The organism is Shewanella sp. AC91-MNA-CIBAN-0169, assembly GCF_040310165.1.
Lineage (GTDB): Bacteria > Pseudomonadota > Gammaproteobacteria > Enterobacterales > Shewanellaceae > Shewanella.
The window spans coordinates 29,157-47,478 of the sequence record NZ_JBEOPM010000023.1; the positions used below are offsets into that span (position 1 = coordinate 29,157).

At 42.1% G+C, this 18,322-nt stretch carries 10 protein-coding genes; 5 read left to right on the forward strand and 5 right to left on the reverse strand.

The window, feature by feature from the left end; translation table 11 throughout:
• Positions 1-281: 281 nt before the first annotated feature.
• Both AAEY98_RS17360 and AAEY98_RS17365 read right to left on the reverse strand, forming a co-directional pair.
• Entirely contained in the window at positions 282-2,435 is a 2,154-nt protein-coding gene (locus AAEY98_RS17360) for a dihydrolipoyl dehydrogenase family protein (RefSeq protein WP_351018459.1), read from the reverse strand.
• 11 nt (positions 2,436-2,446) lie between these two features.
• Complete coding sequence (locus AAEY98_RS17365) at positions 2,447-4,819, reverse strand: TonB-dependent receptor (protein WP_502959652.1); 2,373 nt, start codon at positions 4,817-4,819, stop codon at positions 2,447-2,449.
• Positions 4,820-5,058: 239 nt separating this feature from the next.
• Here AAEY98_RS17365 and AAEY98_RS17370 point away from each other — a divergent pair, with 239 nt between their 5' ends.
• Positions 5,059-5,472 (forward strand): hypothetical protein, encoded by a 414-nt coding sequence (locus tag AAEY98_RS17370; RefSeq protein WP_101088851.1) that lies wholly within the window; start codon positions 5,059-5,061, stop codon positions 5,470-5,472.
• A 128-nt stretch (positions 5,473-5,600) separates the two neighbouring features.
• Here the strand turns inward: AAEY98_RS17370 and AAEY98_RS17375 are convergent, their stop codons facing one another.
• Positions 5,601-7,529 (reverse strand): cytochrome c/FTR1 family iron permease, encoded by a 1,929-nt coding sequence (locus AAEY98_RS17375; RefSeq protein ID WP_351018462.1) that lies wholly within the window; start codon positions 7,527-7,529, stop codon positions 5,601-5,603.
• Between the two features lie 726 nt (positions 7,530-8,255).
• Here AAEY98_RS17375 and AAEY98_RS17380 point away from each other — a divergent pair.
• The gene (locus AAEY98_RS17380; RefSeq protein WP_101088853.1) at positions 8,256-8,924 is read left to right on the forward strand and encodes a flagellar brake protein; all 669 of its coding nucleotides are present in this window, start codon (positions 8,256-8,258) and stop codon (positions 8,922-8,924) included.
• Between the two features lie 192 nt (positions 8,925-9,116).
• On the opposite strand, the gene AAEY98_RS17385 is transcribed toward AAEY98_RS17380, so the two are convergent.
• Positions 9,117-10,523, reverse strand: a complete 1,407-nt coding sequence (locus tag AAEY98_RS17385; RefSeq protein ID WP_101088854.1) for a glutamate synthase small subunit GltD family protein — start codon at positions 10,521-10,523, stop codon at positions 9,117-9,119.
• A gap of 5 nt (positions 10,524-10,528) precedes the next feature.
• Complete coding sequence (gene gltB, locus AAEY98_RS17390; RefSeq protein ID WP_101088855.1) at positions 10,529-14,977, reverse strand: glutamate synthase large subunit; 4,449 nt, start codon at positions 14,975-14,977, stop codon at positions 10,529-10,531.
• A 522-nt stretch (positions 14,978-15,499) separates the two neighbouring features.
• Here gltB and mnmL point away from each other — a divergent pair.
• The 3 genes from mnmL (at position 15,500) to oxyR (ending at position 18,242) form a co-directional block, all read left to right on the forward strand.
• Positions 15,500-16,468, forward strand: a complete 969-nt coding sequence (gene mnmL, locus AAEY98_RS17395) for a tRNA modification radical SAM protein MnmL/YtqA (protein WP_101088856.1) — start codon at positions 15,500-15,502, stop codon at positions 16,466-16,468.
• A 296-nt stretch (positions 16,469-16,764) separates the two neighbouring features.
• Complete coding sequence (locus tag AAEY98_RS17400; RefSeq protein WP_101088857.1) at positions 16,765-17,130, forward strand: Hpt domain-containing protein; 366 nt, start codon at positions 16,765-16,767, stop codon at positions 17,128-17,130.
• A 194-nt stretch (positions 17,131-17,324) separates the two neighbouring features.
• Positions 17,325-18,242: a hydrogen peroxide-inducible genes transcriptional activator OxyR gene (oxyR, locus tag AAEY98_RS17405; protein ID WP_101086335.1), complete on the forward strand. Its 918-nt coding sequence runs from the start codon at positions 17,325-17,327 to the stop codon at positions 18,240-18,242.
• Positions 18,243-18,322 lie beyond the last annotated feature (80 nt).

An 18,322-nucleotide genomic window follows, 5' to 3' on the forward strand; every position in this document is an offset into this window, starting at 1 on the left:
GCACAAGACGATTCGCATCAGAAAGCGCTTCAGACTCATCCACTGCAGCAATAGCCGCATTACTGCCAAGCAAGCTCAGCAATAGACCGACTGTCAGTACAAACGATTGAGTACATCGTGTTAATTTTTTCATTATCTGAGACCTACTTTGAGTTTGTAAGAACCGTTATCTCGAGTTATTTTCTAAGCGTCATAATCAAGAGCATTTACTTAAGTTTCATCTTTTTAGGAGCAATAATCTAAGGCCCATTTTCACGAGCCTTAGCGATTACTCTGTAGGGTTAGCCACGACGCCAAGTGTGGTATTTTTCTAACCAGCGCAATACGGTTTCCGGAGCGTGGTTACGCTTCCATTCACCCGCAGCGTACTTGTTGCCTTCAGCCCATGTTGGGTAACTGTGTATGGTGCCTAGAATCTTGTTAAGCCCTAAGCCGTGCTTCATCGCCAGCACAAATTCAGCAATTAAGTCGCCAGCGTGTTCAGACACCACGGTCACACCTAATATTTTATCTTTACCTTTAGGGGTAATCACTTTAATAAACCCTTCGGTAGCACTGTCGGTAATGGCACGATCAAGCTCGGCAAAATCAAAGCGAGTCACTTCGTAATCAATACCTTGCTGTTTGGCTTCATATTCATTAATACCCACACGAGCCACTTCTGGATCGATAAACGTAGTCCATGGGATAACGCGGTAATCCACTTTAAACTTTCTCAAATGACCAAACAGTCCATTGACTGCTGCGTACCAGCCTTGATGTGCTGCTACGTGAGTAAATTGATAAGGCCCAACAATGTCACCTGCCGCATAGATATTTGGGTATAAGGTTTCTAAGTATTCATTGGTGACGATAGTGCGGTTTGTTTCAATGCCTAACTCTTCTAACCCGTAACCGCTTAAGCGAGCACTACGACCGACTGCACATAATAGTTGGTCGTATTCTAACGCTAACTCTTGCTCTTGATGTTTAACGATAAGATATTTTTTACCGTCACGCAGTTCGCAGCGCAGCGCTTGGTGTGAGGTTAAAATATTCACACCACTTTTTTGCAAGGCTTGGGTCGCAAACTCAGACACTTCAAGATCTTCTTTGATCATGATGCGCTCAGCCATTTCAACTTGAGTCACTTGTGAACCAAGACGGGCAAAGCTTTGTGCCAGTTCTGAGCCAATTGGGCCGCCGCCTAGTACCACTAATTTTTGTGGTGCTGTATCGAGTTTTGCAAACTCGTCCCACAAGGTATCACTGGTGACATAACCAACTTCTTCTATGCCTGGTAACGGTGGCACAAACGGACGAGCACCTGTGGCGATAACAATGCTGCGCGCGGTTAAGCGGCTGGTGTGACCGTCTGGGTGGCTAATTTCAACTGTCCATGGGTCAACTAATTTGGCATAGCCTTTAACTACGTCGACACCTAAGTTGGTGTAACGCTCAACACTGTCGTGAGGAGCAATATCGGCAACCACTTGATGCACGCGCGCCATGACTTTTTTAAATGAAAATTCAGGAGTACTGTCTTCTAAGCCGTAATGATGGGCGTTTCTTATTTGTTGAGCAATTTTAGCGCTCTTAATAATCGCTTTACTCGGCACACAGCCATAGTTTAAACAGTCGCCGCCCATTTCGCCGGCTTCAATTAAGGTCACTTTAGCTTTGACTGCGGCAGCAATATAACTGGTTACTAGGCCACCAGCACCTGCGCCAATCACAATCATGTTGCGATCAAATTTAGCTGGCTTGGTCCATTTGCTGTATACGCGACGTTTTTTGATCATGTTAACAATACCTTTTGCAATAATGGGGAATAAACCTAATAGTGCAAATGACACAATAAGGTTAAACGATAAAATGTTCGATAAGCTGTCAATTTGTGCCAGCTGGGTACCGGCATTAACGTAAACAAAGGTGCCTAAAAACATACCAACTTGGCTTACCCAGTAAAAAGTCCACGATTTAAAGGCGGTCACACCCATTAACATGTTGATTAAAAAGAACGGGAATATTGGTACCAAACGTAAGGTAAATAAGTAAAAGCCACCTTCTTTTTCAATGCCGGCATCAATAGCCGCTAAGCGCTCAGGAAAACGTTGTTTAATTGAATCCCTCAATAAATAACGCGACACTAAAAATGCTAGTGTTGCGCCGATACTAGAGGCAAACGACGCAATAATTAATCCTTCGACGATGCCAAATAAGGCACCCGATGCAATGGTAAGAATCGCGGCACCAGGTAAGGACAATGCTGTTACTGCCACATACAATAAAAAGAACCCGCCAATAACCAACAAAGGTGACTCTTCACGTAATTGACTAAAGTCATTCATCGAGCTTTTTAAGCCCTCTAAGGTCAGTAATTGATGCAAGTTAAAGTGGAAAAATAATCCCACTAATGATGCAGCAATCAGTAATAACACAATTTTTTTAAACATAATTTATAGCCTTAAAATGAGTGCTGTAAGGTAAGGGTAGCGTTAACCGGTAGTTCAGGAAAAACCAATGTTGATCCGAAATAACCGCCTTCAAACACCGGACGCCAGTTCTTTTGGTTAGTCACGTTATTGACGTCAAGCCTTAAACTTGTTTGCTCGGTAAAATCATAGCGAGTGTTAATGTTAAGCGTGTATTGATCGCGAATATACACAGTCGCTAAATAGTCCAATGGGTAACTCTTGGTATATAGACCGGAGAAACCGGCTTTCCATTTCTCAGTAATCGACATTCCGCCATTAATTGTGAACGTTTGTTCAGGTAAGCCTTGTACACGGCGGTCCGACGGTGCAAATGAAGCGAAGTTTGGTGCGCCAATACCTGTGCCTTGAATGATATCGGGTCTTGAGTTATCAAATGTATCGGCAACTTGTACCGTATCTTGGCTACTGGCTGAATCATCATAGCGAGCGTCTAAATAACTGTAGCCCGCGCTTAACCAAAACGGATCGGCATCATAAAAAGCTTGGGCTTCAAAGCCTTTAGTGCGAATGCCGGTATTGCTGCCATCACGGTTACGTAGACTGCGTTTTTGGTCAAACACTGCAGCGTCAACATACCAAGCACTGTCCGTGGGTGAATATTTAATGCCCACTTCGGTTAAGGTATTTTCGGTGGCAAAGTTTTGGCTACTAATTTGGTTGTTGGCGCCTAACGTGGTGCCGCCAGCCATGCTGTTTGAGGTTGATTCGTTATAACTGGCACTGGCATAGGTAGTGATATCGTCACTAAGGCGATAGCTCAAACTGACTTGACCAGATTCAAGCATTTCACTTATCGAATCGCTAGCAGCAACTTGTCCTTGTGGGGCAATAGCATCGCGCGCATCTACATTATAAAAATCGGCACGATAACCTACGCTGGTGGAAAACTTATCTGTCCATTGGCTGTTATGTTGAATGGCTAGACCGGTTTGCCAACTGGTAGAGTCAGTGGTGTCAGATAATGAAAAATCGCCGCTGCCATCGGCATTGGTATCGTACTGCGCTCCGGGTGACACAAACACACCAGGGCGCAGTTCAACTAATCGACCTTGTTGTGCTGCAGTAAGCGGAATACGGCGGTTTTCAATGGGGCCAGTTAAATCGATAGGTAAGTCAGCTTCGGTGGTAAATTGACTGTAACCTAACACTTTGTTGTAGCGGATATCCACCGCAGTAATGGTGCTTTGAGCATCGCTCCATTTATAGGCTAATTCAACTCTGTTTTGTGCAGTATCTGCACCATCAATAATTTCAACAAAACTATTTTGAGCAATTTCTTCACGTTCTAAATGCTGATAATAGGTAATGTTTTTAAAAGTCGCTTTATCGCTTAACTCACGCACATAAGTACTGTGAAGTAAGAAGGTTTGGGCGTTATTGATATTGTCTGGGTCGGTTAATACTTGGCTGCGATCTATCTCAACTAACCCTGTTGGCGATACGATAGCATTGGCGCCAGCAATAGTACTGCCGTTAGGTTGTACACCTTGACCTGTAACGTATAAACCGTTGTCGATTAATGCTTGAGTTGGACGGTTAATCCCCGCGTTGTCGGTAAACTCAACATCATAGTATTCGACATTAATGTCCCAGGTGCTGGCATCGTCTGGCAGTAAACGAAATGCCACAAAAATACTGTCGCTTTTAAAGCCTGAATAATCGTAGTAGCTGCCATTATCGATATGTTCTGCACTTAAGCGAACACCGCTTTGATTGGCGACAATGTCAGTGCCAACATCTATTTGAGCTCGGTAATGATCCCAACTGCCGCCAGATAGGGTGAGCTTATTAAATTGCTCGTCAGTAGGCGCGACTTTAGAATGTATGTTAACAAATCCACCGTTACGTTGGCTGGTGCCTAATAGCACTGGCGGCGCACCTTTTACCACATCAATTTGCTCGACAGCGTTAAATGACATGGGTACACCAAAGCCATTGTTGCCCGCTTGGCGACGCACACCGTCTTGATATAACTCACCTAACTGACCACGAATAGTGGGTAGGCTTGATGCGCCAAAGCCGCTGGCTGAATAACTGTTTGGGCTGACTTTTTGTATGTCAGATAAATCAGTGATGTTGAGCTGTTCAATCATTTCACTGGTGATAGGCGTAACCGAACGTGCGATATCTTTCAATGCTATTCCATCACCAAATGGGCCATCTACAGTGCTGTTTTTAGGTGACATGCCTTTATCGTTAATCGCTTTACCTGATACTTGAATGACTTCAATAGATTCAGGTTTTTCGGCTGCTGTAGCCATTGATGACGTTATTGATGAGTACAGGGCTAGGCTAATAGCGAGTGCGGTAAGTGAACGATTAGGATAACGATAAATAGGCATAATTTTTTCTGCTGTAATGAACTTGGTGAAAGAGACCTTGTTGTTAACAAGTTTATTTCAATCATGTTATGCCAATTTTAATTGTGTTAGATCTAAATGGCATAACTGCTAGTGCAACATAGTTGCGTTTTACTCGGTCAATTAACGGCTGATGATTTTCAGTAACAGTCAGTTTAGCTTATTTAGACGGTCAACAGACCCTAGATGATGTTATTTTATATATTTTTTAAGGAATTAAGATGCAAACATCAATTAGCAATGATACTCAGAAAAAACTGCAGTGGTCGTTACTTTCTTTACGCTTAGGCGTGTTTGTGGTGATGCTGGTATGGACATTAGATAAGTTTGTCAATCCTGGCCATAGTATGAAGATTTTCGAAAAGTTTTATGGCATCGGCGGAATGAGTGAGGTTGCTGCTTATGTTATGGGCGCACTGCAATTAGCCTTAGTATTTGCGTTTGTATTAGGTATTAAAAAGCGTATTACTTACGGGGTTATCTTTCTGATGCATGGCGCTTCAACATTATCGGCATTTAATCTATATTTTGATGCATTTAATAATTTATTGTTTTTTGCAGCATGGCCAATGTGGGCCGCGTGTTTTGCGTTGTACATGTTAAGAGATGAAGACACTAAGTTTACAGTGAAATAAATTACTAACGATTTATCGACACAAAAAGGCCAGCTAAATATATTTAGCCGGCCTTTTTATTAGACGCTCAATGTTAAACGCTAATGCTAAGCGTTAAGCACTCAAGGTTTAGTTGTCAAAGCTAAACCTTATTTGGTGTCACGATTACGGATAACCAAAAAGCTAAATAACACTACAATCACCATTTGCGTACTCAAGCCTTGCCATGTTGATGCTATACCTAACCAGCTAATCGACACATCTATAGGGAAGGGAGTAAGGCTAATTACTGCTGCTTCTTGTAACGCTGAAATCCCTTTTCCTGCCAAGATAAACGCTAAAATAAGCATGAAGTAAGAACTCACCGCAAAGAAGCGGGCTAATGGTAATTTAACTGAGTAGCGCATCATTAACCAAGCAATCACCGCTAAAATAGCCATACCTGCTAGCAAGCCGTAAACCAAGTAACTGACTTGTTCATTGCTGCTGGCAGAGCCTATGGCTTGTGTCAGTAATGATTGATAGAACAAAATCGTTTCAAAGACTTCACGATAGACCGAAATAAATGCCAGCCCAGTGAGACCCCATAAGGTGCCAGTGTTTAAATGGCGGTCGACATTATTTTTAATGTAACTTTGCCATTTGGAACCTTGGGTTTTACTGTGCATCCAATAACCAACATAAAACAACACCAAAGCGGCTAGCAATGCCGCGCCGCCTTCCATTAACTCCCTTGAGGCTCCGCTAATGCTAATTAGGTTATCTGCTGCCCACCAGGTTAATACGCCAGCAGCGAGTGCTGATATCCAACCAAAGTGAACAAATTTAATCGCATCTTGACGTTCGGTTTTAATTAACACTGTCATTAAAGCAATGATAACGAGCAGTGCTTCTAATCCTTCGCGTAGCAGGATGATTAATGCAGCCGAAAACATGGCGTTATTCGATAGTGATTGCCCTGTTAATAGGGTGTCGGCTTGGTCTAGTTGAGCCAATATGCTGGTCAACTGTTGATTTACCTGGCTGTCCTGTCCTGCTGTTTTTAGGATGTTTCTAAAATTAAGCAGCTGGCTTTCGATTGATTTACGTAAACTACTGTCATGAGCATCTAAATTGTTTTCAATTAATTCAAAACCGTCGAGATAGGCGCTCACTGCTAAGGTTTGTGCTTGAGCAAACTCATTGGCTTTATATGCTTTTACAGCAGCCTGCAAGTTAGTACGCGCGACTGAAATAGGTGAGTCAGCATGTTGAAACAGTCGCTCAGGTTGTGAGCGTAGTGATGATAATTGGGTTTTATCAATTCCGACATTTTGCTGAATTAACTGGGTTGGATTGCTATTGACCCACTGTTGTAATTCAATATTCGCATCATGCTTAATGTGCTCCGTGGTGGCAGCTGTTGGCTCAAAAGCTAAACTACCTACATAGAAAGCCAGTGACCAACGCTGTTGATCATTTAACTCACTAAAAGCACGCATAGCACTGCCATCTAAACCGTCGGAAATCGCATCGTAAAGTCCCAATAATGAACGATTCATTGCTCTTTCTTGATCGGTGAAATTGGTTGGCTCTGGTGACAATGATTTTGCCAGAGGCCCATCGCCTTGGCCTAAATCACCATGACAGGTCGAACAATTTTCGATAAACAGCTGTTTAACATGGTTTTTGGCTAATAGCTGTGTTGGTAACACTAATGCTGGAGACTGGCTTAATAACTGGTTACGTATTTTTTGGCTAAGCCCTTGAATAACATCCAGTGATGTTTTTTCTGCAATGGCTTGCTGTAATTGCAATGCATCGGCTGTTAACGAATTTGGCACATCATTGGCGAGCAGGTTAGTTTTTTCGATAATGATGCTAGCAAATTGCTGCATTTCAGCAAATTCATCAGGATTAGAGATACGACCTTCGGTCACCGCTTCTGAGTAATCAACACCAATGTATTCAGCTAATTGAAGAATTTGTCGTGTTTGTTTTAAGAGATCTTGCGATGTCTCTGGTGATATCTCTTGTGATGAGACTGCCGGGCTCTGTGCCCATAAAGAAGTTGAAAACACCGAAGTAATGACAATCAATAGGCATCTATTGAAGACCGAAGATGTGAGCTGTTGTCGCCATAACGTGAAGCTGCTTAAGAAAGTATTCAAGGTATTGCCTTAATAGGAATGAAGGAATTATTCTTTAAACTAAATTAAATAAATGATAATGATTTCTATTCTACTTTCTTGCTTGAGGCTAATCAATCACTCTGAAGGCTTGTTAGATAATACTGTCAGTGTAAAAAGCGGTTTGAGGTGAGATTGTTGGCCATGGATAATTATGTCGAGACAGCATTTAAATAGATATTTTCTATTTATAACAATTAGATAATTGTTATATTGGTACTATATAAGCATTAGCCTTGTGCCTTGCTGATATACAATAGTCAGTATTAATTATTGCTGTTTGGTATAAGTGACCTTAGATGTTTATAACTGAAGGTTATGAAACAGCCTTTGTGCTGTTATCTGCATTTTATGGACTTACTGTAGGTTAACGATTGATGTGCCAATACGTATTATTAATAAAATACATGCCAAATTTGCTATCATAATTTCGACATCAGCCAGTCTCGAAATAATTATCCATGGCCGCTAATGATTTTTGTATCGATTGCTCAGGCTTGAGGTTAGCTAGGATTAGCACTACGCTAGTGACTAACAAACTAAACCTGATATGTTAATGTTATTAAGTGTTATTGGAGTCGATAGATTGATAGAAATGAGGTCCATTATGATGAGTAACACTATGGTAAATAACCAATGACAACGCCAGTAAGTGCTTCGTTATATGCTGATCTTCGCCTAATTGACATAGGTATGGAATTGTTTATTGAAATTCATTTTGCCAATGGTAAAACAGTGCAGTCACGTTCGAGCTTAATTGGTTATCAGGTTGGGCGGTTTATCTTGATTGAGTATCCCAATAAAGGTTTTTCTGAGGCTTATCAACATATGCTAGTGAATGCTGAAATTGTGGTAAGGGCGATGACGAATAGTGGTTTTAAAGATATTATTGCTTTTAAGTCGACCATATTCTCTGTGGTTAATCAACCGATTAGAATGCTGTGCCTTAGTGTGCCTAAAACCATCATCAAGAAAAAAGTCAGAGAGCAGTTGCGAGTTAATATCGAGCAAGAAGTGTTTATTATGCACAATGACAATAAAATCAGTGCAAAAATGCTCGACTTTTCTTCTACTGGCTGCTTACTGACGGTAGACGCCAAAACGGTGAATATTGAACAAGGCGAAGAGATACATGTGGCTATCTCTATTAACACTGATCTTTCAGGGATCTTAACGGGTAGCATGGTCAAAGTTCAAAACATTGAAGGTGTATTGAATATTGGGGTGAAATTTTCAGATGAGCATCCACAATTAAAAGATAATATTTTCAGCTATTTTTTAGTCAGTTCAACTACAAAATCATGACCCTAAGTGAATCCTAGTTGTGGGCTATCCGTGTGAATCATCGTCCTTAAAAAAGATAAAAAAAAACGCATCAAAAGATGCGCGAAAATTCACAAGCAAACACGGTATTACAGCTTTTATTGTTAGTCTGAAAGTAGGCTAAAGGTAAGCTACCTTTAGCCTGTCTTTAGCCCTATATAGGCTAGCAAGCTGTTAATCTAAATAGTTTAAAATGCCTAATGCAGCATCTCGTCCTTCTGCTATAGCCGTTACAACGAGGTCAGAACCTCGCACCATATCACCACCGGCAAACACTTTAGGGTTAGTGGTTTGAAAAGGGTTGTTGTCGGTTTTCTTGGCCTTAACTAATCCCCATTCGTTGGTTTCAATGCCAAAATCACTAAACCAAGCAGCAGGGCTCGCTTGGAAACCAAAGGCGATAATCAGCGCATCGGTTGCTAATACTTGTTCACTACCAGCAATGATTTCGGCGCGTTGACGTCCACTAGCATCAGCTTCACCCATTTGAGTTTCAACACATTCAATCCCGACTACTTGACCGTTTTCAGCTTTAATTGCCACTGGTTGACGATTAAATAAGAAGTTAACGCCTTCTTCGCGCGCATTTTGCACTTCACGGCGAGAGCCCGGCATGTTGGCTTCGTCACGACGATAAGCACATGTCACGCTCTTCGCGCCTTGACGAATGGCTGTACGCACACAATCCATTGCAGTATCACCGCCGCCCAACACCACCACATCTTTACCTTCAAGGCTTAGATAGGGTGTAGCGTCGTCTTGAGTACCCATAATGTGATGAGTATTGCCAATAAGATACGGTAGCGCTTGAATCACGCCTTGAGCATCTTCATTGGGCAGTTTAGCTTTCATGGCCGTGTAAGTACCCATACCCAGAAAGACAGAATCGTACTCGTCTAATAGGCTTTGAAAACTCACATCCTTGCCGACAGTTACACCCATTTTGAATTGAATGCCCATGCCTTCAAGCACTGAACGGCGAGTGGCCATAACATCTTTATCAAGCTTGAAAGAAGGGATGCCATAAGTGAGCAAACCACCAATTTGTGGGTATTTATCATACACCACGGCTTGCACACCATTACGAGCCAACACATCAGCACAGCCAAGACCCGCAGGACCCGCTCCAATAATGGCAACACGCTCTTTACGTGGCGTCACATCCTTCATGTTTGGGCGCCAGCCTTGGGCAATTGCAGTATCGGTAATGTATTTTTCAACACTGCCAATGGTGACCGCACCAAAGTCGTCGTTTAAGGTACAAGCACCTTCGCATAAACGGTCTTGTGGGCACACCCGGCCACATATTTCTGGCAGAGTATTGGTTTCATGCACCAAGTCTGCCGCTTCCATAATGCGACCTTCTTCTGCCAGTTTTAACCAGTTTGGAATGTAGTTATGCAGTGGGCACTTCCATTCGCAATACGGGTTACCGCAGTCAAGACAGCGATCGGCTTGTTGTTTTACTTCTGGTTGCGTAAACGGCTGATAAATTTCAATAAATTGTGTAGCACGTTTTTTCGCTTCAAGTTTAATGGGGTCTACTCGACCCACTTCTATAAATTGAAAGTCATTGCTCATAATAATTACCCTGCCTTTACTACTAATTCCGGACTCTTCTGCTCAATTTTTAGCAGGTCAGCAACGGCAATATTCTTTGGTTTAACTAATACGAAACAATCCAACCAGTTTTCAAAATCACTTAAAATCATATGAGCATGTTCACTGCCGGTTTCAGCATAGTGAGTTTCAATCAGGCCTTTTAAGTGTTGCTGGTGGATGGTCGATTCTAATTTTTGAGTATCGACCATTTCGGTGTTTACTCGGCGATTAAAGCGACCAAACTGATCAAATACATAGGCAAATCCGCCAGTCATCCCCGCACCAAAGTTGACCCCCGTTTTGCCTAGGATAACCACGATACCACTGGTCATGTATTCGCAACCATTGTCACCCGTTCCTTCAACGACCGCGATGGCCCCTGAGTTACGCACAGCAAAACGCTCACCCGCTTGACCTGCGGCAAACAGTTTGCCGCCAGTAGCACCATACAAACAGGTGTTCCCCATAATAGCACTGCGTTCACTTTGGAACGGGCTACCAATAGGTGGGTGAATAACGATCTTACCGCCAGACATACCTTTGCCGACATAATCATTAGCATCGCCGCACAGCTTAAGTTCAAGGCCAGGGCTATTCCATACGCCAAAGCTTTGGCCAGCACTACCGCTAAAGCCAAGTTTGATTGGTTGTTTTGCGCCTGCGACACCAATTTTAGTTGCAATATAACCAGATAATGCCGCGCCAACTGAACGGTCGGTATTGTTGATTGCATATTGACCTGAATACGGTTCACCCGCATCAACTGCAGCACTGCAATCTGCAACCAATGTTTGGTTTAACTTGCCAATATCAGATGGAGGGTTAATTTCTTTCCATGTGAGTGACGAGTTTGCCTGCACTTTGGGTTTATATAAAATTGGCGCAAGGTCAAGACCACGTTGCTTGTCTGTTTGGCCTTCAAGTGTATATAACCAGTCGCTTCGTCCGACTAAATCTTCGAACTGAGTTACCCCTAATGCAGCCATCCATTCACGCACTTCTTGAGCCACAAATTCAAAGTAGGTCATGACACGTTCTGGTAAGCCGTGATAATGGTTTTCGCGTAAGTTTTTATCTTGGGTTGCGACACCTGTTGCACAGTTATTAAGATGACAAATACGTAAGTATTTACACCCAAGCGCAATCATCGGCACTGTACCAAAGCCAAAGCTTTCGGCACCTAATAAGGCTGCTTTAATAACATCGGTACCGGTTTTTAACCCGCCATCTACTTGCAGACGGATTTTATGACGTAAACCATTTTCTACTAGCGACTGATGCACTTCCGCTAAACCAAGCTCCCAAGGAGAACCGGCGTATTTCACCGAGGTGATAGGGCTTGCGCCAGTGCCACCGTCGTAACCTGATATGGTGATCATATCGGCATAGGCTTTTGCAACACCGGTTGCAATGGTGCCAACACCGGGTTCTGATACTAGCTTGACCGACACTAAGGCTTTTGGATTGATTTGTTTTAAATCGAAAATCAGCTGAGCTAAATCTTCAATTGAGTAAATATCGTGGTGCGGCGGCGGTGAAATCAAGGTCACACCAGGACGAGCATGACGAAGTCCTGCGATTTCAACGCTAACTTTATGGCCAGGTAATTGCCCACCTTCACCCGGTTTTGCACCTTGAGCTACTTTAATTTGCAGTACATCAGCGTTAACTAAGTAATGTGCAGTAACGCCAAAGCGACCCGATGCAATTTGTTTGATGGCCGAGTTACGTTCGCTATTGAAACGACGTGCATCTTCGCCACCTTCACCTGAGTTTGAGCGTCCACCAAGACGGTTCATCGCAACCGCTAACGCTTCATGAGCTTCAGGGCTTAATGCACCGATACTCATGGCTGCGCTATCAAAGCGAGAGTAAAGCTTTTCAGCGCCTTCTACCGTGTCTATTTCAATGGCGTTAAGTTGACCTTTAATACCAATTAAATCACGTAAAGTGGCCACTGGGCGATCATCAACTAAGTGAGTAAACTTTTTGTACTCAGCGTAGTTTTTGTCTTTTAATGATGCTTGTAAGGTATTCACCACGTCTGGATTAAAGCAGTGATATTCACCACCTTCAACGTACTTTAATAAACCACCTTGTGGTAACGGTACATGGGCTCGATAGGCGGCGGTATGGAGTATTTTCTGGTCATCGGCAATATGGTTAAAACTGACACCTTCAATACGGCTTATCACGCCTTTAAAACATAACTCAATCACATCACTGGCTAAACCCACAGCTTCAAATTGTTGGCTACAACGATATGAACCTACGGTACTAATGCCCATTTTAGACATGATTTTACGTAAGCCTTTTTCAATGCCGTAACGGAAGTTAAGCATTAAATGGGTTACATCATCGACTTGATGCAGTTTTGCCATCGCTGAAATAGATTCATAGGCGAGGTAAGGGTAGATAGCCGTGGCACCAAAACCAATTAATACCGCAAAATGATGCGGATCGCGTGCTGAAGCGGTTTCAACAATAATGTTAGTGTCGCAACGTAGGCTTTTATCGACTAATCGAGTTTGCACAGAACCCACAGCCATAGCGGCAGGGATAACTTGAGCACTTTTCGCTACTGCACGGTCAGACAATACTAACAATGTTGTGCCGCTGCGAGCTAAGCGTTCAGCTTCGTCGGTAATACGGCGAATAGCCTGCTCTAGTGTTTCATTGGCATCATAGTTTAAATCAACTGTGTTGGCGCGATAGTTAGTGCTGTCTAATCCCAGTAACTGATTAAAATCACTGAATAACAAAATCGGTGAATTGAACATCACTCGGTAAGCATTACCGGTGGTTTCGCTAAATAGATTTTGCTCGCGACCGACGCAAGTGGCTAACGACATCACGTGTTTTTCACGTAATGGATCAATAGGCGGGTTGGTTACCTGAGCAAATTTTTGACGGAAATAGTCGTATAGTGAACGCGACTTTTTCGACAATACTGCCATAGGCGTATCATCACCCATTGAGCCAATGGCTTCTTCACCTTTGCTCGCAAGTACCCAAATAACTTGTTCTAATTCTTCACGGGTAAAACCAAACTGTTTTTGATATTGCAGTAATGTTTTACTATCAAAACCACTTGAACCTTGTTTGGTTGGAGCCATATCCTCAGCAGGGATCAATGTCTGACTGTTTTTAGCCATCCACTCTTTGTAAGGATGGCGACGCTTTAAGTCATTATCAATTTCAAATGAATGATACAAACGACCATTCAAGGTATCTAGTACTAGTAACTCACCGGGCCCAACGCGGCCTTTTTCAATCACTTCATCGGCGGAATAATCCCAAATACCGACTTCAGACGCTAAGGTGAGGATACGATCCTTGGTTATAACGTAACGAGAAGGGCGTAGACCGTTACGATCTACCGCACAGGCAGCATGGCGACCATTGGTCATTACAATGCCTGCAGGGCCGTCCCACGGCTCCATGTGCATTGAGTTAAAATCATAAAAGGCTTTTAACTCGTCATCCATTTCAGGATTTGATTGCCATGCAGGTGGAATAAGCAAGCGCATGGCTCGATATAAATCCATCCCTCCAGATAACAACATTTCAAGCATATTGTCTAAAGAAGACGAGTCTGAACCTGTTTCGTTAACAAAAGGGGCGGCTTGTTGTAAATCTGGTAGTAAAGGCGAATTAAACTTATAGGCGCGCGCTCTTGCCCATTGGCGGTTACCGGTAATGGTATTGATTTCGCCGTTATGAGCGAGGTATCGAAACGGTTGAGCTAATGGCCACTTTGGCGATGTGTTAGTTGAAAAGCGCTGGTGGAATAAGCAAATCGCACTTTTCAAACGAATATCTGCTAGGTCGGTATAAAATGATGGCAGATCTGCTGGCATCATTAAGCCTTTATAGACAATGACTTGTCCAGAAAGGCTGGCGACATAAAAGTCTTTGTCATCGGTGATCTGTTGTTCAAGACGGCGACGAGCCATATATAGGCGACGCTCAAGATCTTTTTCCCGCCAGCCTACCGGCGCGTTGATCAATACTTGATAAATTTGTGGCAAGCTTTCCCGGCCAATCTCCCCCAAGACATCCGGATTAATCGGTACTTTACGCCAGCCAGCGACACTGAGTGTTTCTCGTTGTAGTTCTTTTTCTAAGATAAACTTCGCTTCATCAGCGCGTTGCTCATCTTGGCTGAGAAATAGCATACCTACGGCAAACTTTCGGCTTAAATGCCAATCGTTTTCTGCCGCAATAGCTTCAAAAAAATCTGTAGGCATTTGCATTAATAAACCACAGCCATCACCTGTGCGTCCGTCAGCTGCAATACCACCACGATGCTTCATTCGATCGAGACCATGAATCGCGGTACGCACAATGCGGTGACTCGCGTCGCCGTCCATTTGTGCAATCAAACCAAATCCGCAATTGTCACGCTCAAAACTGGGATGATACAAGCTCATACAAAAAACCCCCTAAACCTCTACTTGATACGACTCGGGGTAAATTTGAAGAATATCCATAGATATGCACCCGAACCATTCAAATTAAACTGAGAATGAATAAAGGTCAAACCAAAAAAATGCAACAAACTGAAATATTATTACTAAAAAAACGTTATAAGCCACCAACCTTACGTTAACGTAAACTGTGATATATCACCTATAACGTTCTGAATAAAAAGAATTTTAGAAAATATTCAAACAATTGTTTACCTTTTTGCAACAACAACAGGGAATTATTTTTGAAATAAAAATAGTGAATTTTATTTCAAATACAGTCTTTGGGTAAAAAATTATTCTAAATGACTAAATATTCATTTTAGGTGATGTATAAATTACTTAAATTGTTTTAAACGTTTTTTGAGTTTGTGCACAACTTTAGCGAGCGCTTGAATTGATAGAGCATTTATTGATTTAGCACCAAGACAGATGTTTACCGTCTGACTACACTGGCGAACTTTGGAATGATGATGAGAGTAAGTTGTGGGTTTAGATGATTACGTTAATACGTTTGGGGCACATTGCAAACATTTATATGGCCAAAGAGTAAAAAAATTAACTATTGATGGCCAATTTACCTGTCCCAATCGAGATGGCACGTTAGGGGTAGGCGGTTGTACTTTTTGTAATGTTGTTTCATTTAGTGGCGAACAAGGTAGAGAACAGCCGATTGCGATGCAGTTAACCGAAGGTAAAGTACGCGCCCAATCTGCAAAAAAATGTACTACCTCTGCGGATATTAATTCTATTCCTACCGCTAAATACATCGCTTATTTTCAAGCTTATACCAGTACTTACGACGAGTATAAAGTGCTAAAGCAAAAGTATGATCAAGCACTTGAAGATGCCGATATTGTCGGGCTTCATATAGGTACTCGTCCTGACTGTGTACCCGATGAAGTACTTGATTTACTCGTTGAGTATCAACAAAGAGGTATTGAGGTGTGGTTGGAACTTGGCCTACAAACGGCCAATAATCACACGTTAAAACGGATTAATCGTGGTCACCAATTGTGTGAGTATCGTCAGACAGTTAAAAAGGCTCGCGCTAAAGGCATTAAGGTGTGTACCCATCTAATATTAGGGCTGCCGGGTGAAACATCTGCTGATTATTTTAATAGTTTACAAACCGTATTAGGAATTGGCGTTGACGGACTAAAACTGCACCCTTTGCATATTGTAGAAGGCAGTATTATGGCGAAACAATGGCGCTATCATCCTATGCCGCTAATAAGTCTTGAAGAGTATGCCTATGAGGCGGCAAAACTTATCCGCCACACCCCAAAAGAGATTATCTTTCACCGCGTAACCGCCTATGCCAAAAAACCAATGTTACTCGCCCCTGATTGGTGCGCATTTAGATGGGATGGACTAGTGGCCATTGTGGATGAGCTTAAAGAATACGGTGGCCAAGGCAGTGCATTAATGTTTAGCCAAAGTAAAACGGCCTAGTGTGGTGTATTTAGGCAGATATATTATGTCTCTGTTGAATATGGACAAAGTAAAGATAGCGCTAGGTTTTGTGAAGATGTATCAGACTAATCGCTATTATTAGTTATAAATTGGACGAAACATTACCAAAGTGAGTGTTTTTTAAACATTGGTAATACCAGTTGAGTAGTTATGTTGTAAAAATGTGATTTTTTACCATTAAATAGCGGCTAAATATTAGCAAGCCTTGCATAGGGTATTTTACTCGGTATCATATTTGTAATTTTATAGAGTTAGATTTTGATAGAGGTGCCTTTATGGCCACAACGCAGTTAGACTCAATATTGGATCTCAATACGCTTGAGCAATATATCAGTGCCATTGGTGCTGGAACGTTATTGAAAAGCGTAGTGTTATTCGAGCAGTTAATGCCTGAGTATGTCAGTAGCCTAGTGAAAGCTGGCGATGCAAATGATAAAGAAACGTTATGTGCAGAAGCTCATAAATTTAAAGGTGCAGCAGGATCTGTTGGCCTTAAACGCATTCAGCAATTTTCACAGTTACTACAACACGGTGAAGAAGCTAAATGGGAAACAGAACATAAAGTATGGCTTGCTGAAATCGTTGCGCATGCTGCACAAGATTTACAACAACTGAAAGTTTACTTAGAAGCGAAAGCGTAATTACGAGTAGAGTAGGCAGCATAATCAGTTTAGATTAACATCTACATTAGTGCCTACAATCGGTTTGTTGAAATGCCTCTTTATTGAAGAGGCATTTTTTATGGCCGTTTGTTCAATATTGACCATCAGTGTCTTGTTATTTTGGCTAAATTAATTCATTATTTGAATTAATATGGATAAGGGTAATCGTTTATATGAAAAATCTTCCTAGCCTCAAGAACCTTTATTATTTGGTTCATTTACATCAAGAGCAAAATTTTAATCGTGCTGCTAAGATGTGCTTTGTGAGTCAATCGACTTTATCTAGTGGTATCCAAAACCTTGAAGAACAACTGGGTTATCAGTTGATTGAACGTGATCATAAATCATTTATGTTTACCGCTATCGGTGAAGAAGTGGTTGAGCGTGCTCGAAATATTTTAACTAATGTTGATGACTTAGTTGAATTAGTGAAAAATCAAGGCGAACCGATGACCGGAGAAATTCGTTTAGGCTGTATTCCCACTATCGCGCCTTTCTTACTTAGCCGAGTCGTTAAGTTATGCCAGCAAGACTACCCCAAACTCAGTTTGTTATTAAAAGAAGACACGACCGAGCGTCTATTAGATGCCTTAGCAAAAGGTGAGTTGGATTTATTAATATTAGCGTTACCTGTCGACACCAGTGGTTTTCATAGCATGAAAGTCGGCATCGATCCGTTTAAAATGGTGATGCATAAAGAGGTATCGCAACAATTTTTGCAACCCATTGACTATCAAAAAATGCCAGACGAAAGCATCTTTTTACTCCAAGCTGAACATTGCATTACCGGTCACGCGATAACAGCATGCCAATTGGGTGATAGTGCCAAAATCAATCCATTTGCTGCAACCAGTTTGCATACCTTGGTGCAGATGGTAAACAGTAAATTAGGCACCACATTTTTACCCCAAATGGCCATTGATACCGGTATTTTAACTGATACTGATCTTGTTGCAATGGATCCGCCGGGTGAAGCTCCTTATCGTGATATTGGCTTAGTTTGGCGTCAAACTACCAGCCGTATTTCAACGTTTAGAACCTTAGGCTTAGCGATTCAACAAAAGCTGCTAGCACAATCGTTACCAGGTTAACCGCAACTTGGGATAAATGAGAGATGGGATGAATCGATAAAATGGTTTATTTCCGGTTAGCAATATCAAAGGTGCGATTT